15 protein-coding genes are annotated in these 18,376 nt (G+C 31.2%); all 15 read right to left on the reverse strand.

The annotated features are described in order from the left end of the window. Nucleotides 1-52 precede the first annotated feature (52 nt). The 15 genes from NSQ92_RS17815 to NSQ92_RS17885 all read right to left on the reverse strand — a co-directional run bounded on the left by NSQ92_RS17815 (nucleotide 53) and on the right by NSQ92_RS17885 (nucleotide 18,193). Nucleotides 53-1,960, reverse strand: a complete 1,908-nt coding sequence (locus tag NSQ92_RS17815) for an NAD-dependent epimerase/dehydratase family protein (RefSeq protein ID WP_082138406.1) — start codon at nucleotides 1,958-1,960, stop codon at nucleotides 53-55. After that, nucleotides 1,953-2,540 carry a GNAT family N-acetyltransferase gene (locus NSQ92_RS17820; RefSeq protein WP_341153006.1) on the reverse strand — a complete coding sequence of 196 codons (588 nt, stop codon included), beginning with the start codon at nucleotides 2,538-2,540 and terminating at the stop codon, nucleotides 1,953-1,955. Before NSQ92_RS17820 ends, NSQ92_RS17815 begins: the two co-directional genes overlap by 8 nt. Beyond that, nucleotides 2,534-3,328, reverse strand: coding sequence for an SDR family NAD(P)-dependent oxidoreductase (locus tag NSQ92_RS17825; protein WP_341153007.1), 795 nt, complete (start codon nucleotides 3,326-3,328; stop codon nucleotides 2,534-2,536). Before NSQ92_RS17825 ends, NSQ92_RS17820 begins: the two co-directional genes overlap by 7 nt. 2 nt (nucleotides 3,329-3,330) lie before the next feature. Then, nucleotides 3,331-4,227 (reverse strand): aldo/keto reductase, encoded by an 897-nt coding sequence (locus tag NSQ92_RS17830; RefSeq protein WP_341153008.1) that lies wholly within the window; start codon nucleotides 4,225-4,227, stop codon nucleotides 3,331-3,333. A gap of 1 nt (nucleotide 4,228) precedes the next feature. Next, nucleotides 4,229-4,954 carry a glycosyltransferase family protein gene (locus tag NSQ92_RS17835; RefSeq protein WP_341153009.1) on the reverse strand — a complete coding sequence of 242 codons (726 nt, stop codon included), beginning with the start codon at nucleotides 4,952-4,954 and terminating at the stop codon, nucleotides 4,229-4,231. A gap of 15 nt (nucleotides 4,955-4,969) precedes the next feature. Next, nucleotides 4,970-5,638: an HAD family hydrolase gene (locus tag NSQ92_RS17840; protein ID WP_341153010.1), complete on the reverse strand. Its 669-nt coding sequence runs from the start codon at nucleotides 5,636-5,638 to the stop codon at nucleotides 4,970-4,972. A gap of 99 nt (nucleotides 5,639-5,737) precedes the next feature. Continuing rightward, on the reverse strand, nucleotides 5,738-6,910 hold the full coding sequence (glf, locus tag NSQ92_RS17845; protein ID WP_341153011.1) for a UDP-galactopyranose mutase: 1,173 nt from the start codon (nucleotides 6,908-6,910) through the stop codon (nucleotides 5,738-5,740). A gap of 4 nt (nucleotides 6,911-6,914) precedes the next feature. Next, entirely contained in the window at nucleotides 6,915-7,403 is a 489-nt protein-coding gene (locus NSQ92_RS17850) for a glycosyltransferase family 9 protein (protein ID WP_047944788.1), read from the reverse strand. Between the two features lie 12 nt (nucleotides 7,404-7,415). Continuing rightward, on the reverse strand, nucleotides 7,416-8,306 hold the full coding sequence (locus tag NSQ92_RS17855; protein WP_047944787.1) for a glycosyltransferase family 2 protein: 891 nt from the start codon (nucleotides 8,304-8,306) through the stop codon (nucleotides 7,416-7,418). 42 nt (nucleotides 8,307-8,348) lie between these two features. Next, entirely contained in the window at nucleotides 8,349-10,709 is a 2,361-nt protein-coding gene (locus tag NSQ92_RS17860; RefSeq protein WP_341153012.1) for an HAD-IA family hydrolase, read from the reverse strand. Between the two features lie 284 nt (nucleotides 10,710-10,993). After that, nucleotides 10,994-13,330, reverse strand: coding sequence for a hypothetical protein (locus tag NSQ92_RS17865; RefSeq protein WP_341153013.1), 2,337 nt, complete (start codon nucleotides 13,328-13,330; stop codon nucleotides 10,994-10,996). Between the two features lie 248 nt (nucleotides 13,331-13,578). Beyond that, a complete protein-coding gene (locus tag NSQ92_RS17870; RefSeq protein WP_341153014.1) occupies nucleotides 13,579-14,712 on the reverse strand; it encodes a hypothetical protein in 1,134 nt (377 codons plus the stop codon). A gap of 584 nt (nucleotides 14,713-15,296) precedes the next feature. Beyond that, entirely contained in the window at nucleotides 15,297-15,620 is a 324-nt protein-coding gene (locus tag NSQ92_RS17875) for a methyltransferase domain-containing protein (RefSeq protein ID WP_341153295.1), read from the reverse strand. A 188-nt stretch (nucleotides 15,621-15,808) separates the two neighbouring features. After that, nucleotides 15,809-17,302, reverse strand: a complete 1,494-nt coding sequence (locus NSQ92_RS17880; RefSeq protein WP_341153015.1) for an N-acetylneuraminate synthase family protein — start codon at nucleotides 17,300-17,302, stop codon at nucleotides 15,809-15,811. Nucleotides 17,303-17,461: 159 nt separating this feature from the next. Beyond that, nucleotides 17,462-18,193, reverse strand: coding sequence for an acylneuraminate cytidylyltransferase family protein (locus NSQ92_RS17885; RefSeq protein WP_341153016.1), 732 nt, complete (start codon nucleotides 18,191-18,193; stop codon nucleotides 17,462-17,464). Nucleotides 18,194-18,376 lie beyond the last annotated feature (183 nt).

Raw genomic sequence — 18,376 nt, forward strand, 5'->3', positions numbered from 1 at the left:
CCTACTATATTATTTCATCTTCTCAAGGAATTTCACTTCTTTATTATAGTACTTACTTAACAAATGTATCACTGGCAAAGCGGATCATTTTCACTCCAGTTTTTGCGGGAACAAAGGAATAATCATCAATGTTCATTCCCTCTGACTCTAATAAAAACCAACGGAAACTATCTAACCCTGCATTTATACTTAATGTACTTGCTCCGCCAAATCTAGCATTGCACTCTATTATGTGATAATTTTCCTTCTCGTCTTTTATAACCTGCAAAACAACATGTCCATATAAATTTAATTTTTCTACTAATACTGTTGCTAATTCTTCTAAACGTTGGTCTTGAATGGTTGTAGTAATCTGAGATTCCCCATTAACTACTAAGTCTCGTGTTCTACATATGGCTCCTTTAGCCTTTCCATTTTTGCCAACATATAAATCTACGCTTATTTCTTGCCCTTCTATATAGGGCTGATAGATTGGCTTCTTTAGTTTTTCTGCATGCAATTTTGCTCTTGCTTCGTTTAAATTTAATCCGATATTTTGAGACCCTGCACCAAATCTTTCTTTCACCACATAGGAACTCGCTTTAACTTGATCAATCGATAAAGCAGTGGGAATGACAGGAAGGCTTAGTGACTCTAACTCCTTAGCAAAAGTTAATTTATCTAAAGAAGCAGCGATTCCCTTTTCATCTGATACCATAACATATACACCCGCTGTTGCTAATCGGTCTTTATTACGAGCAAACCATAATAATTCCCCATCACGTGTCGGAATAATATATTTAATTGTATTTTCTTTACAATAACGTAACAGCTCCTCAACAGTTAAATCAGAAAGTAATGGCATATGCCAAAAATCATCAGTAAAATAAGCTGCAATACAATTTTCGTTACCATCTGCACTTATTATTTTGCTATCCCACCCTAATTTTTGAACAGCTTTTCTAACTGATTCTATTAAAGGTACTTTTTTTGAGGCACTTGTAATTAAAATATTGCCAAATGTTTTAGCATTTTCTATCTGTTTCTCCGCCTGTTTCTTTTCAAAAGCAATTAATTCTGGAATCATATCCTCTACTTGTTTTTCAGGTATCCAACCAGTATATTGTTTTAACTTTGTTACATCAGCTTGAGAGGCTTCATAAAGGATATCACTTTCTTCTTCCGAATAATCCATATCAGGAAAATGCTGTTTTAAAACAGCTATTATATCTGACACTTTTCGTGCGTTTCCATTACCAAGATTCACAATACCACTTGCATCGCTAACAGCGAGCCTTAAAAGCCCTTCCGCCACTTCTCCTGCATAAATATAGTCAAACATGCCTTCTTTTCGATAGACTTTTATTGGCTCCTTATTTAATAGAGCTCTAACCCATCTTGATATGATGTCACGAGAATTCTTTCCATAAACGCGATAAATTCGAGCATTAACCGAACTAAAAGAAACCTGGTTGAATCCCTCTAAAAAGCGCAGTTCAATTTCATGCATTAATTTAGCCACACCTGTCAGGTTCCGTGGATAGATAGGGTCACTTTCTTTTAACAATGTTGGCACGGAAGCCGGCTGATTAAATTGATATAAATCAGGATTATAAATTAAGTAGCTAGATGCAAAAACTACTCTTTTTAAATTTGGATTATCTTTTAAACAATCCATTAAATGATGGCCTAATTTTACATTATGCTGATCATTCTCACTCCAAAATTCATATGTTTCCACCGATCTTTCAAACGTTGCCGCTAAATGAAAAAAATATTCCGGATCAAAAGCATCTAGTTCTTCTTTTGTTATGTAATTTAAATCTCCTTGCCAGTATTTAATATCCTCAGACCATTCTGCTGGTTTGAATTTTAAATCTCCTACAAGAATTTCTGCACCTAATTGGTGAAGCTTAGAAACTAATTCCCTTCCAATAACTCCTGCACCACCGCTAACAAAAACACGCTTGCCTTTAAGCATTATTTACACTCCTTAATAAACATCCATGTAATAATGAATCTACATATTCGTTATTTATTAAAACATGTTCCTTCATTCTTCCCTCAAATTCAAATCCATTTGCTTCTAAAATTCCCACATGAAATGGCCTTATATCATACGTTTCTGTGAATAAACGATTAAATTTCAACTGCTGTTTCGCTATTCTTTTTAAAAAGTTTAAGAAATACTGAAAATCTTTTTCATACAGTTGATTATTTTTTACTCGGTTAGGATTAACTAAAAAGGATACTTCTGCTCGTTTAGCCTCCCAATCAATATTTGTCAGTCCTCCATATCCGATTAACTCTTTATTATAAAAATAACTAAAAAGCAATTGTTTAGGTTCTTCCACCTCAAAGAGAGGGATCACTACTTTTTGGTAATACAAAACTTGTCCTTCATCTGTTAATGGCTGCTTTTGTCTTAATACATCCATTTGTTTATTTCGATATTCCTTTATCTTCATCATATCTTCTTGTCTAAGCGGCTCTATATGATAGTTATCCTGCTCTAGAATATTCTCCTTTAGGCACTTATATCGATAGGATTTACTTACCATGCTGTCCAACCACCATCCACACATAGATTATGTCCTGTTACAAAAGAAGAAGCATCTGATGCGAGAAAAGCAACCGCCCCTTTTAATTCTTCCGGCCTTCCCACTCTACTCAATGGATTTTTCCTAGCTAGCTGTTCTACAAATTCCCCATTCTTCAGTACTTCAGGTTTGGGAAAAGGGCCTGGTGAAATGGAATTAGCTCTTATTCCTTCCTTGCCATAATGGCTTGCTATATATTTTGTAAATTGGATAATAGCCGCTTTGCCAGCACCATAATTGGGCGGATTATTTTGGCCACTGTCCCCGTATATTTCTGGATTTGGCGATACTACTCCATACATAGAGGAAATATTAATAATATTTCCAGAGCCTTGGGCAACCATATAGGGCAAAATACTATTTATCAAGCGAAAGGTCTGATTAATTGTTCCATCAATACCCATTTCCCACATCTTGTCAGTCATGGATTCAATCTTCCCTGTTGATCCATATGAAGCATTATTAATCAGAATATCAACCTTTTCAAACTCTTTCAGAGCTACTTCAACACAATTAGTAATCGAGTCTCTATTTGAAACGTCTAAATAGATAGGTAGGCAAATAACTCCATATTGATTCCTTAATTTTTCCGCAAGCAGCTTATTATTTTCTTGGTTTCTGCCTGCTAATATTACATTGGCACCTGACTCTGCAAGACTTTCAGATATTGCGGTGCCTAAATGTCCGCTCGCACCAGTTATAAGAGCGGTTTTATGTTTTAAAGAGAATAACTCCTTCAACGATTTCAATACTAATCCCTCCATTTTGACGGATTTATTATATTTTCAGGAATATCTCTAAAGGATATATTAATTTCATCCATAATTGAAGAGGAGAGCGTAGGCAATTCACTAATACGTATGTTTTCTCTCAACTGTTCCAAAGATTCACATCCAACAATCATTTTATCCACATAAGAATTGTCTCTTATAAAAAGAAAAGCGAGCTCACTTATCTTCAATTTCTCCCTTGCCGCAATTTCTTTTAATTTTAGTAAATACGGAGAGGCAGCTTTTAAAGAATTGGGCAGCTCCTGCTCTTCTAAAAATAATAGTCCCTGCAAATAAACGCTTCTAACATGGATTTCAATTTTATTATTACTTAATTCTTGTAGAAGCCCCTCATTTATTAAACGAAGGTCCAAAACATTCATTGGCACTTGAATGATGTCAAAAATCCCTAACTCTATTACTCTTTTCACCTGTTCAGGTGAATAAATAGAAATTCCCATTTTATCAATGTGATATTTCTCTTTCAGCCTTTCAATCCATTCACAATCTTTTTTCGTTAATTTGTCCAAAACATTCGCATCATGAAATAACACACCATATAAACTTTCTATTCCTAGTTTTTTCTGTGATGCTCTAATAGATTTTTCTATTTCATCTATATTATTTTCGCTCATAGATGGAATTTTAGTAATAATATTTAACGATTCACCCATTTCTTCTTTTAAAAAGAAGCCTATTATTTCTTCACTTTGCCCATATCCAGGTGCAGTATCAAATGACATAATTCCGTGCTTTACAGCATACTTTAAGATTTCTACTGCTTTTTGCTTATCAGGTTGACCAATTCGGTTTGCTATACCATATGTTTGTCCTAATTGAACCGTTCCTAAGGCTAATTTCTTTTTCATGTGATTCATCTTATTTCACCTTTTTTTGTTCAATATGTTGATTTATCATAGTTAATTCTTTATTTCCCTCAAGATAGTTTAGAATATCCTCTGTAGAGATGAATTTATTGTCTGCAAAATGCGTCGCAATAACAGATAAGAGTTGATAATCCTCTTGTGTATCTAATGTTAATCTTACATCTTTGTCTAAAACATACTCGGGAATATCCATGTCCACTTGTTTAAACAATTCTCTATTTTCATAAGCATAGTAGGTTACATGCTCTCGATGATAATCTGCCTTGCCATGGTTATAGATATAAGTCAACGCTGAGGAAGAAATAATTTCAACTCCTAACCCCAATGGAATAAGCTCTTTATATATTGCAATATCTCCTTGCACTCTCGTTGTCTCTTCAATAACCGCATCAGCTAGTTCATAATGAAAGAAGGGACAATCGCCAAGTGCCCTGATCACATAATCTGCTTTATATTGTTTTGCACATTCAAAATATCTAGATAATACATCTTCTTCCGAACCTTGAAATACCTCTATGGCATTTTGATTACACCATTCTACAATCTGGTTATCAGCTTCTTTCTCAGAAGTCGCCACAATCACTTGATCAATACCTTTTGCTGCCTGGCATCTTGAAACTGCATAATCTAACACGTTCGTATGTCCAAATGGTAATAGCACCTTGCCAGGCAATCTTGTCGATCCCATTCGCGCTTGTAGTATAGCGATAACTTTCATGTTTTCACCTGTTTCCTATCTTATTTCCATTAAGGAATAAATCTTTTTATCTGCTTCATAACCTTGATCAAGTTTTGTCTGCATATGATCTCCAATTTCTCTTACGATACGGATCGTATGGAGACCTAATTTTTTCGCCGTTACGAAATCCTTATTGGGATTATCCCCAATATATACACAGTCTTTCATATCCACCTTTAAACAATCGCTCATCCTCTGAAAAGCGAGAGGATGAGGCTTCCAAAACTCAGAACCACCTAAATCATCCGTAACAATAATAGAGGGAATTTGCTTATCTAACCCTAACGCTCTTAACTTATTCCATTGCATGGATGAATTCCCATCTGTGATAATACCAATGGGAATCTTCTTTTCCGTTAATCTCTTTAGGCATAAAACAGCGTCCTCGTATAAATGAATAGAAGGCTCATGCTTACGATATACATCTACTAATTGCTTTACATCTACTTGAATACCATACCTGTCACAGACATGATTAAATACCTTTCCTCGTCCGTTTTGTTTCCATTCCCTTATAAAATGCTCGGCCAATTCTTCTTCATCGAGAAAAGGATTCACTTTTGCTAGAAAGGAAGCAACACTGTAAAATCCTGATTTTACATAATCATGCTCACAATACAAGGTGTCATCCAAATCAAATATATAGGCTTTATGATTAAACATTTTAAAACTTCCTTTTTATCGTTCTGTTATCATCATTATTATTATCGGAAAAGTTGAGCGTTTATTAAACAAAAAAAGACTTGAGAATTCAAGCCTTTTTTATTTACTACTTAATTTATTTCTAAATACTTTTAAAGCTTTTGCTACAACTGCATCCATATCATAATATGTGTATTCAGCTAACCTTCCAAGAAAATAAACATTTTCATATAAAGAAGCCTCTTTTTTATATTGCTTATATATTTTATGATTTTCTTCTTTGGGTATCGGGTAATAAGGTATATTTCGGCCTTCCACATCTTTATCATAGCTAACTGGATACTCATGGACAATGGATGTATATGGATGATTTTGCCCAGTTAATTTTTTGAACTCCGTTATTCTTGTAAAATCATAATCATTCGGATAATTTATCGTACCAACCTTTTGATAATGCTCTTCTTGAATCGTATCAAATTGAAATTGTAAAGATCGATAAGGTAACTCTCCATATTTATATTGAAAGAATTCATCAATCTTTCCGGTAAAAATAACTTTCCCGGTATACTCCTTTTCAGCAAAATATATCTTCTTTTCTTTCATATCTATATCTATTAATTCTTTATAATTTGTATTCAGCATTAATTTAATGTTTGGATGGTTTAGCAAGCTCTCAAATAATTTAGTATAACCATATTTCGGTATCCCCTGAAAAGGATCTTGAAAATAGCGATCATCCCTAGAAATATAAACAGGTACTCTGCCAGTAACATATGGGTCTATTTCATCTGGCTTCAAACCCCATTGCTTCATTGTATAGTTCAAAAATACCTTTTCATAAATATAATCAGCTAAAAATTGAAGATCTTTATCCTGCGTATCTCTTAATTTTAAAATCGGAACCTTCACATTAAAACCAAAGTTTTCTATTAATTTTTTCTCTAATCTTTTCGCCATTTCACTTGGAAATAATTGATCTAGAGAATCTAAATTAAATGGAATAGGAACTTCTTTTCCATCTATTTTCCCTAATACCTTGTGGTGATAAAGATACCATTCTGTATGTTCAGACAAATAGTCCCATACTTCTTTCAACTTAGTATGAAAAATGTGGGGACCATATTGGTGAACTAATAAACCAGACCGGTCATAAGTATCGTAGGCATTCCCGCCAATATGATTTCTCTTTTCAATTAAGAGAACCTTTTTATTATTTACTCTTGCTATTCTTTCCGCTATTACAGTACCTGCAAAACCTGCTCCAATTACAATATAATCAAACAATATCTTCACAACCTCAACTATTCTTTTCTAATTTCTTCAAAATAAGTGGCAATATAAGCGTTAATGGAATAGATAGTACTATCGTTACAATAGATGAAAGGAACATCCAAAACCCATGAAAAATGGATTTAGCAATTAACTTTGATTTATTTATTTTGACTATTTTTGAAACTAAGTTACACATATAAATCTCTTTTGCTCTAATCTTCAAGCTAAATAATAGGACATTAAAAAAACCAGCTCCTGTTAAGTTAGCAACAGGAACAATAACAATATCATAAGACATAGTATCTAATTCAGCCCATTTTATACGTGGAGAAAATTTAGCCTTAAAAGGATAAACCATAATTTTATTCACTTCGTTATATTTTTCTGCCAACTTAATCCCATGTGAATGGGTTAAAAGTGTTATTTCATGGTCTGGAAATTCTTTTCTTATTTCTGGAAGATTATTATCTAATTGCTGTATCGGAACAGAACGGATAATTAATAATTTTTTCATCCTATATCCTTTCTAACGGTAAAAAGTAAACGCTAAGTCTAAAGATGCCCGCATTTTATGCACAATTTCCTTCTTGATTGGAATCCGTTTATCTTTTATTTGATTAATGCCAAAAATTGCAGATAGAAAAGCTTTAAGGTAAATAGTCGTTGATTGCTCCAGTGAATAAAAAATACACTTCTGCAAGAAAAATAACGTTTCGCGAATGGCAATTTTTATTGGATAGTTTTTCCACATAATCCAAAATGCATTTCTTGTATAATAAAATGGTGCTCTCCATGAACTACGATTTACTGGTGAATATTTATGATAAGAAATAATATCTGAGAAGGATTGAATTTTATATCCATTATTCCAAATGCGATAAGCAACATCTAACTCATTATGATAGAGAAAGAACTCTTCTGGATAATAGCCAGCATGTTTAAAAACTGACTTTCTTACACCAGCACCAGCACCATTAAAACTCATAATATACTGATTTGAGTCTATTTTAGTTGTAGACTCCACAATATTGTCTCTTCTCATATCATCATATTGATAAAAGTTCCGTACGTCAAAAGCTACCACTCCAAGTTCGGGGTCCTCATTGAAGCGATCTACCATTCGTTGTATGGAATTCTGTTCAGGAAAAGAGTCATCATCAATAATGACGATAAACTCTCCTCTTGCATTTTCAAAACCAATATTATATGCTTCAATTCCTACATTTTTATACATTCTCAGCAAATGAACATGAGGAAAATCTCTCTCCACCATTTCCTGTGTACCATCTGTTGAACCATTATCGACTACAATAATTTCTAATGAATCATAATTTATTTCCTGAATTCTAGTTAAGCTTTCTCTCACATCTTCTATTCTATTCCAAGAAAGCATTACTATTGATACTAGTGGATTCATGTTAACCTCACTTTCTATATTAGATGATTCTCCTTTTAGCCCCTATTGTATATTGTCCATTTCATAAATCTGAACATCAGAAAAATTTTGAAAAATCGTCTGCTTAATTTCATTTATAAAAAGAAAAGAGGCGATAACAACGTGCTGAAAATTTAGCTTTTGAGCTTCTTTTACTGACACTACTTCTACTCCATCAATAGTATTTCCCCACAATGATTCTTTTTTATCTATAAATGCTAATACTTCAATATTAAACAGCTTTAACGATTCTATTAATGCATGACCTATTTCTCCGGCACCATAAATCACTACTTCCTTTACATTCTTATATGCCAGCTTATTTGCACATTGCATCGTTTCTATCATATATTGAGGTAATTGATCACTGGTTCTAATTGTCTTATAAATTAGAAAACCTGGGTGTTTTATTGTAACTTTTGCTTCAGGCCACAGAATTTGATTGAATTTAGCTACTTCTAAGAATTTTTCAATTCCTAAATGTTCTAACTTATCAAAATCCTCTTCGTTATATAAGCTAACAACACTTTTAGATCCAAAGTTATCGTCATGATGTAAATGAATAAGATTAGATGCTTCTTCAAATGTAGGTAAAGTGTATAACCTTGCAATTACCTTACATATTTGTCGTTTATCTTTTAACAATTTTTCTTTTATAAAAGGCTTTTTTTTACTTAATTCTAAAAATTGGTTCTGAAAATCTAAAACACCTCTTTGACAAACTTTTTTTAATTCAATTTCTTTTTTTGGTATTTGGTTTTCTTCCAAAAAAGGTAATACTTTATTTGCTTCTTCTATATAATATAAGGTAGATCCTGTTTCATCCATATGAAGCTCTTCAATAATAGCTGGCTCTGTTAGTATATATTTTATTAAATCAGAGTGTTCTCCAGCATTCCCCATAAAGCCTCTTATATCCATTCCTTTTTGAATTTTATATTTGACTATTTCGGTTCCAGTTGCCATTAAGTGTGTACTTTGAAAATCAACTTTCCTAGTTTTTAACAGCAAATCAATATTATCTTGTATAGTTCCTCTAAAACCTAAGTCTACTGTAATAAATGGTTTTGATAGATCAATATTTTGCTCTAAATACTTGTAAAACAATTGACCCTTTTTATTTAACTCTAATAAAATATCTTTATTGTCTTGCTCCATTAGAAACTGAATAACTATTTGTTTCAACGTTCTATTATCTATATTAATGTTAGAAGCTTCCTTTAATTTTATCTCTAAAAATGATTGGAAAACTTTCGGTATTTCTTGAATATTAAATTTTTGTAGTAATTCTTTTATCGTGTAACCTCTCCTATCAAAGAAACTTTCTATAAAATCTAAATTTATTTCTTTAATAGACGTAAAGGATGTGGCTTCTCTAGAAACATATAAACAAGCTATGTCAATATCAAGTTTCCTTGCTTTTGCTGCTTCCTTGAGTACTTTTTCTAAAAGAATACCTTCCCTCATAAAAGGTCGAATCTGTTGAATGTTTTCTTTTTCAGCAATATCTAAAATCCATTCTGCAAATAATGATAAAAAAGGACCCATTACTTGTGTTCCAAGACGATACCAAAATTTCTCACCTTCATTATATTTATGGTGTAAATTGCTTGAAATTTTCCTTAAACTGTATATCTCAGGTAATAAATCCCCATACATAATTTTTTCATATTGAAAACAACCATTGTTTTTATCTTTTGCATTATAGACAGTACCTTCTATACCATAATATAATGCTTGTTGAACATCTGCTAGCTCATTATCCCCAATATGAATCCATTTCTCATAACTTAAAGAGTATTTATTTTTGATTTCCTCAAATAATTTTCCTTCTTGCTTTGTTACCTTATATTCTGATGAAGAGATTATTTCATCTACTAATGAAAAATCAAATCCATTAAATGCAATTATCTCTTTTATCTGCTTTGAAGATAAATACATGTCAGAAATCAAATATATTTTTTTGTTATTTTTTTTACAAAATTTTATTAAACTGTAAATAACTGGATTGATATAACAATATTTATTCTCTAGCTGTAATTCTAAATTTATTAAAGCATTCTTGTCAAAAATATCTGGCATTTGTCTGTAAATATCATATATTGTTATTTCTTCTATTTTATTTAACTTCTCTCTTTTTTCTTTTCTAGCTAATTGCTCTGAAAGAATCCGAATTTGTTTAAATTCAAAAATAGATAGATCTCTCTTAAACAATCCCTCTTCCTTTGCTGCTTTCCCCAGTTCCATAAATAAGGCCGTTGGTTCAGCAACTAAACGTAAAAGTAATGTATCAAAAATATCAAATGATATAATATCAGCTTTTTTAATAATACTTTCCAAATGGCTAAGTTGGTAATCTAGCCTCCATAACTCCTGCAAGTTCATTTCACCCTCTCAATATAGAATATTTATTCCTAATCTAAGAATTTTTCTATTTTTCCACCAGTTAATTTTTACATTAAGCTGAATTTCTTAACAATACATAATAACTACAATTAATAAATTGTAACAAAAGCCTTGTTACATTATAGTGTTACTCTTTCTACTTCCGTTACATTTCACTTAAGAAACCAACGAACTTAGGTGCTGTAAATTCAAACACTTTAGGGACCCAAAAAAATAAATTATGTCTGATAGTTTGTTGATAAAAAACTCTCCGTTTATTATTATTATACCTCGATAATTCTCGGTATCTTTTTACTCGCATAGAATTCTATAATTGTTTCCCGAATCTCATCCTTGAAGGCTTTCGAAGCTATTATAATCATGTCTGCGTATTCTGATTCAGATGAAAGACTGTGTACAGGAAGACCATAAAATCCATTTTTCATATTGACATAATTCTTGTCAATAAAACTTTGAATCGGTAAGTTATAAATTTCAGCAATTTGTAATACTTTCATTCCAATTTCACCAGCGCCATATATAGTTATATGTTTATATTGATTCTTATCAATATTTTCTACTAATTTAATAATGTCTACTAAAACTCTGTCTTTAAGTATGTTCTTACAATATTGCTGTAATAGCATTTTTGAATCTACATGCGCCACAACACCTTGCGGCCAATATACCTGATTTTTCATGTACCCTTCACTGCATTCTATTAAAAAACCCTTTAATCCCATTTCCTTTGCCTTCATTACATCTTCTTCACGAATAATGGACAATGACCTTGAATAATGCACCTGATCATCTTGTATAAGACTTCCTAACATCCTAGCTTCATCTTCCATTGGAAGTGTAATAAGCCTATGAAAAACAGCCAGAAATCCCTCTCTTTTCTTCAAAAGACTGTCTTTAATAGGATATTTTTCCTTTACCTTAAACCATTCTGCTTGAAAATCTAGTATACCTTGCCAACAAACATGTTGAAAATGACATTGTTCTTTCGGATATTCAATGGAGTTAAGAATCGGAACTACAGAATTTTCTTTAGACAATCTCGCGTAATGACTTGTTCCCGCTTGCATAATGTTAGTCATTGCCTCAATAATTTCAGGACTTCTAAAAAATTCTTTCACCATTCTTGGATATTCATCCGAAAAACCTAGCCAAGATATAAACTGTTTCCCTTTTGCAGTTCCTTCCAGAGCTTTTTTTGTTCCAGCCAGAAATAAGTGCTGAGGATTCAAAAGATCTGCTACTACTTTGTTTATCTCATTTTGAATCGTTCCATTCCCACCAATATCCACGGTTAAAAAACTTTTGTGTCTAGCAACTGTTAAAATATATTCTTTTAACAAATTCTTTTGTTCAGTAGTATTTTCATTCATCTTTCTTAAAATATCTTTCTGTGTTAAAAATAACTTTAAATGCTCATATAGACTTTTTCCATCTTTTATTAAACTCATAGATTCTTTTATTGTTATGTTTTCATATTTAAGAAATATGGTATTTTCTAAAGGTAAAAGAAATAGATTGAACAAATCTTTTAATTTTAATAGTTCTCTCTTTAAAACAATATATACATCTTTTTCTTCAATTTTTTCAAACCCAGCTAAAAATGTCGCTTTCCTTGAAATATAAAGTGATTCTACTTGAATATTAAGCCCTTCATTTTCTACAGTATTTTTTACTAGATTAGACAATAATAGGCCTTCACGCATTAAGGGCAAAATAGTATCTTTACCAGATTTTTTTGCAAATTCAACTATCCACTCACTGAATAAAGTATAAACAGGTCCAAATATTTGCGCACCTATTTGATACCAACGTAACTCTTCACCTTTATATTTTGCAGTATGACCTACAAGTTTACGAAGGGACCTTAATTCATCAATAGGAGTTAATGATAATGAAGACTCTATTTCATATATACTAAACATATTTTCTAGAATGGGACTATAATGTATAGCTTTCATCCCTTTCAATTGAGCATTTATAACATCAGAACCATAATTATCTCCAATATGCAAAAAAGAACTTGGCATAACATTTGGATAAAGTGACAATATTTTATCAAATAAATCTCCTTTTGCTTTGGTTAGATTAAAATCTGTAGATACATAAACATCTTCTAATATATTTGTGTTCATGCCTATACTTAAAAGAAGATACTTTAACTGTTCTTTTGATAAATACATGTCTGAAATAAGAATTATTTTTTTTCCCTTTTCATAACAATATTTTAAAAAAGAATATACTCTCTCGTTCAGAACAAGATTCATTAATTCTTGTTTCAATTCTTCTTTCATCAAAAAGGTTTTCTGTTCATCAGAAAACGGTAAAAATCGGTAAATATCTTCCAATGTTACATCGTTTTTATGATTAAGTGCTTTTCTAGCATTTTCCTCAGCAAAACATCTAATTGATTGAAAGGTTTTAGGTGAATAAAAAAAATGTTCTCCGTATTTCTCAATTGCAGCTTTACCAACTTTATAAAATATATCTTTTGGCTCTGCACAAAGTCTATATACTAATGTATCAAAAATATCAAAACTAGCTATTTTAATATCAGATATATCAATGTTATGTAATGTCTTGTCTGATCTAAAACTGCTCATTTATCCCACACCTTCATCATTGGTTATAACAAAAAATTTCCAAAAATCATATATTGTTTAATTAGAAAATTCATAATGAAATCTTATCTTATCTAATTTCATTCAAAAAATCCTTCATTTATCTTTATCCCCAAAGTAAATTTTTTGTCAGCAATCTAAAAACGCTGAGAAATCAGATAGTACTCTGATTTAGAAAATCCCACCTAAGGCTAAATAGTGGGAGTCTTAACTCTAAAATATAATAAATTCTAGTTATACCAATCCTCATATAAAATAAAATCTGGATAAAGAGCCGATGATTTATTAGCAACGTATATATTTACTCCTCTTGGTTTAGCAAACTTATTGTTAATAATCTTTAAAATCTTATCCGCCCCCAATAATTCGCCATCTTTTTGCATTGTCTCATGAGGAAGGCTAGAATTTTTTTGGGATTGTTCCGGTAATAAAAATTTTCTTTTTTTATAATAGTCTGTTTCAAAATAGAAATATTTACTATCATTCATATCAATCCCACAAAGAATAATATTTTTATATCCTAATTTTATTGCAATTAAAGTTAAAGTTACAATAGAAGCAACTGATCTATATATTATATCATTATCTAATAATTTTAATTTATCTAGCAATACAAGAGTACTTTCCATTTCTTGCTCATCTTTAATAGGTAAAAAGGCATCTTTCACAAATGGTACTTTTGTTACGCTGTTTTTCAAATCATTTAAATCCCCAGAACTATAATGAATAATATCTTTTATGAAATCAAGTGGATAAGAACCATTATGATTTATTTTCTTAATATAATTACTTACCATATTCGTAAGAAGAATCTTATTTTTTTTAGGAGTAATTTCAAAGGAATAAAAGGTTGGCTTATAGTCATGAACCGGCCAATAATTAAAACCCCATGAATCATTTTGTCGAATATGCTCCCATTGAACTTCATTTATTTTGTTTATAGAAGAACCACTTCCAAGCAGAAAAATAGTATCACTCGTCTTTTTTAATCCTAAATCTTTATTTCCTACTATGGAGTATTTAATACCTTCTTTGCTTAATTGATAAAATTTATCTTTTACTTGTTTTAACTGTATGCTTAAATTATATAAAATGGTACCATTAAAAAAATCAATATTTTCTCTTAAACCTTTACTCAAAAGTTGCTTTCTAATTTCATTGTAGTATTGGCTAGTTATAATAACTACATCACAACCTTGTTTTAACATCACTTGATCTGGATGTTTAACCACTAACCCCTTGTAAAACTTTTTGTTTATGTCATTATCAAGAAAACAAGAAATCTTAATATCAAGTACATATTCGTTTAAAAAAGACAAAACTTCTTTACCAGATTCAGATGCTCCGAACAACATATATGTCATAATCCTAACTCCTAGCAGTTATTTAACTATTTATTCATTATATAATGCAGATGAACTCTCTCATATAAAAAGCATTCCACCAGATGATTTTTGTAATAAGCTAAGCAAGCAAATGCCTTCAATTTCCCACTTTTTTATTAATATTATCAAAAAATAATACGTGGGTTTACCCACTTCTAACATTCAATAATATCACCCTACAGATACCTGTATTTCCATCATTCCCCAATTGATTCACAAAAGTTATTCTTCTTATAAGGATAACTCCGTCAACAAAATATCATACTTTCCGATAGAAGCAAGCAAATTTTCATATTCCAAATCAATTAAATGATTATTTAAAAAATTCCTCTCTTTGTGTCCACTTGTACTATTATTTGATAGCCAATAAAGATGATTACTAAGAGGATATCTTTGTTTTTATTTGATTAATTTCACTTAAAAGCCGGCTTGTTCTACTAGAAGCTTCAAAGTATAAGCATTATATAGGTAAACATGACAGCTCCAATATGTAAAATCTGCAATTTCCCCTACTTTTATTCAATATCAATAATTCAACTACTGAGTTTAGACTTTAATAATTATTAAGCCCTCACACTCAAATATTGTTTTAATTGATTCAAAATACACTTTGGATTAACTAAAAGCTCTAGTACATGAAATAGAGTTATTACGTCATATTTACCTTCAACTTTTGAGATATTTTTAAAGCACCGCATCCCTTCTTCATTAATAGATGCATTTATATGTTCATCTAGTTTTACACCAACAGCCTCCTCTGCAAAATCTTTTATTAGATGAAGAAAACCTCCAGCTCCGCAACTAAAATCTAACACCCTTTTATTGGTAACTTTCTCCCTTAATCCATCTGAACGGCGCTGATCATCTTTATAAAAATGTTGAGATATTTTTTAAAATTCACTTGATCATTAGCATAATAGATTTTTCATAAAACTCTTCAGGAATATGTTTAAAGGATGATAAAAAAACTAACCCACAATTTGCACATTCCAGTAATTGTAATCCTTCATTATCTCTTACTCGAGGATGTATACAATTTTGTTACCATGACATAGCTCACATTTTTTTATACCTGTCACCATTCCTTAATGATTGTCTTACGCTCTATAGGATCTTTTTTAGAGATTTCAATATCTTGATAATAGGAATCTCCTTTTATATGCATGGTTGAAATTTCTTCAAAAATTGCCCCTGATTTGGAAGAGAATGAATGAGGTTGTCCTCTTAAAACCGTCTGCATATCTCCTGGTTGCATAAATATCTTCTGCCCATTAATCTCCATTTCTAGATCACCATATAATAATTGGAAAGTTTCTTCCTTAATTTTATGAAGATGACTAGGATGCTTTTGACCAGGTAAAACAATAACTAACTTTTTGCAATACTCTCTATTTACAATATTTATAATTATCGCACCTGTTTGTCGAAATTCTTTCATTCCATAGTGATGTGATAACTCCACTTCAAAATCTGTTCCTAGAGCAATTCCAGCTTCAAAAAGCATTCCCTTTGCATCATGAATGACACTTCTAGCACTTTTTACATCAGAAATGTATTTTTTTTCATAAACAGCTTCATTTATTTGATAATCTCTTGTCGCAACCATTCCTTCATAAAAGTCTCCACTTACAAGTTGCCCTTTTTGGCATGGCATTGCAAAAAAAACATCTTCTTTTGAAATTACTTCACCTTTAGCAAGCTGTTTTTTTGCAAAAACACCTCTAGCTAATGAATTTAGTGAATCTATCTCTTCTTGACTAATATACTTTGTGTTTTCCTTTTTTAGTTCACACATATTCTGGGCATCTATAATAGATTTAACCCACTTATCTGCTTGTTCAGGATTCATAGAATATGCATTTAATGTAATTGAATCGGTTGGAAGTCCAACATGCCTTTCAAATATTCTAGCTCCTTTTGCAAAGGCTAACATCGATACAATATGATCATCAGGATCTTCATGCCCTGAATAGCCAATCGTTATGTTTCGATAGCGTTTTTTCATTCGATCAATAAAATCTAATTGTAGATTTCCTAGTGGAGCAGGATATTCTGCAATACAATGCAACAGTGAAAATTCACTTTTTCTGTGCGTGAAGAAATTGTAAATTTTATCAATATCTGATACAGTTTTTCCACCTGTTGATATTATAAGTGGTTTTCCCGTTTGTACAACTTCTTCTAGTAATGGCCAATCTAATGCACTACAACTTGCGATTTTAATAATATCTAACCCTTGCTCAACACACCATTTCACACCCTCTTCGTCAAAAGGAGTACTTATTGTTACCATCCCTTCATCTTTAACAGCATTAATTAACTCACAAAATTGTTCAAAAGATAATCGAGTTCCCATAAACCTTGGGATATGCTTAATATCTTCTCTTATTTTAAAATCCGGATGTATAAATGTGTCTAAATCTCGGTATTGAAGTTTAACAGCGGCTTTTACATTATATTTACGAGCTATTTTACCCATTTCTTTAATGATATTAATCCCATGCTCTACGCTGCCTTGATGACTGTTCGCCATTTCAAAAATAATCAAATCATCAAATATACTACTCACTTAATCTCCTCCATTCTATTTATTCAAAAAAACTGTTAATAGATATCTATCACTTTGTTATCACATAGACTCACTAATCAGTCTTTTAATGCACAGTTATTCTATTATTATCTGTACTATTTTTCATTTGTTATAACTTAATTCTCCTAAATTAAAAAATTATATTCTACTCGGAAAAACAACTTTTTTATTTCCCTCTAATAAACGCATATATTTTTCTACTTTTAAAAAATCCTGTTCTGTATCAATATCAAAATTATGTGTCATCTCATACCCTTTAATATTCTTACCCGACATCGATTTTTTTTCTGTAATTGTGCTTGCTCGTATAACATCAATACATGCATTTTGGTAATATATTTTCGGTAATTGTTGTCTAGGCATATTAAATGCTTCTGGAATATCAGAGAGCAAAGGAGTAATTTTTTGATTTTCATCCATACGCCACATCTTATATGCCAGTTCTTTTGCTGGAGCAACACATCTTACAGAATCTATTGTTTCATCATTGATCATCATATCTATCATATTATCTATATCTTGCACATTTCTAATGGGATAAGTTGGTCTTAAATGAACAATAATATCAGGATTATACATTTCCTCATTGTTTAAGTATTCTAAAACATGCTGAAATACTTCAATATCCAAAGAGGTATCTGTCGATATGGAGGCAGGTCTAATGAATGGAACTTCTGCTCCATACTGTTTGGCAATTCTCGCATAAATTTCACTATCTGTCGATACTATTACTCGATCAATTTTTTTTGAAGCAAGTGCATGTTTGATAGAATATGCAAGCATTGGCATACCATTCAATAAACGAATATTTTTATCTTTAATAGATTTTGATCCAGAACGTGCTGGAATCACAGCTAGAACCTTTTGCATTTTATCTCCTTTTAAAATAAGTAAGTGCATACTTATTTACAAATAATAATATTATCATTATCTCCAATTGGGCTAAAATAATTATTCATCGGTCTATCATAAAGTGATATGAAACCATAATTAAACTACTTACTCTCGACAGTGGTTTCATCATTGCGTACTTTATAATAACACTAATAATGG

This window comes from Niallia sp. FSL M8-0099, from assembly GCF_038006945.1.
GTDB lineage: Bacteria > Bacillota > Bacilli > Bacillales > Cytobacillaceae > Niallia > Niallia circulans.

Bases quoted from the DNA above. Each gene is read 5' to 3' on its own strand.
- NSQ92_RS17815 (WP_082138406.1), bottom strand. From the start codon at position 1,960: ATGCTTAAAGGCAAGCGTGTTTTTGTTAGCGGTGGTGCAGGAGTTATT.
- NSQ92_RS17820 (WP_341153006.1), bottom strand. From the start codon at position 2,540: ATGGTAAGTAAATCCTATCGATATAAGTGCCTAAAGGAGAATATTCTA.
- NSQ92_RS17830 (WP_341153008.1), bottom strand. From the start codon at position 4,227: ATGAATCACATGAAAAAGAAATTAGCCTTAGGAACGGTTCAATTAGGA.
- NSQ92_RS17835 (WP_341153009.1), bottom strand. From the start codon at position 4,954: ATGAAAGTTATCGCTATACTACAAGCGCGAATGGGATCGACAAGATTG.
- NSQ92_RS17840 (WP_341153010.1), bottom strand. From the start codon at position 5,638: ATGTTTAATCATAAAGCCTATATATTTGATTTGGATGACACCTTGTAT.
- NSQ92_RS17850 (WP_047944788.1), bottom strand. From the start codon at position 7,403: ATGAAAAAATTATTAATTATCCGTTCTGTTCCGATACAGCAATTAGAT.
- NSQ92_RS17855 (WP_047944787.1), bottom strand. From the start codon at position 8,306: ATGAATCCACTAGTATCAATAGTAATGCTTTCTTGGAATAGAATAGAA.
- NSQ92_RS17860 (WP_341153012.1), bottom strand. From the start codon at position 10,709: ATGAACTTGCAGGAGTTATGGAGGCTAGATTACCAACTTAGCCATTTG.
- NSQ92_RS17865 (WP_341153013.1), bottom strand. From the start codon at position 13,330: ATGAGCAGTTTTAGATCAGACAAGACATTACATAACATTGATATATCT.
- NSQ92_RS17870 (WP_341153014.1), bottom strand. From the start codon at position 14,712: ATGACATATATGTTGTTCGGAGCATCTGAATCTGGTAAAGAAGTTTTG.
- NSQ92_RS17885 (WP_341153016.1), bottom strand. From the start codon at position 18,193: ATGCAAAAGGTTCTAGCTGTGATTCCAGCACGTTCTGGATCAAAATCT.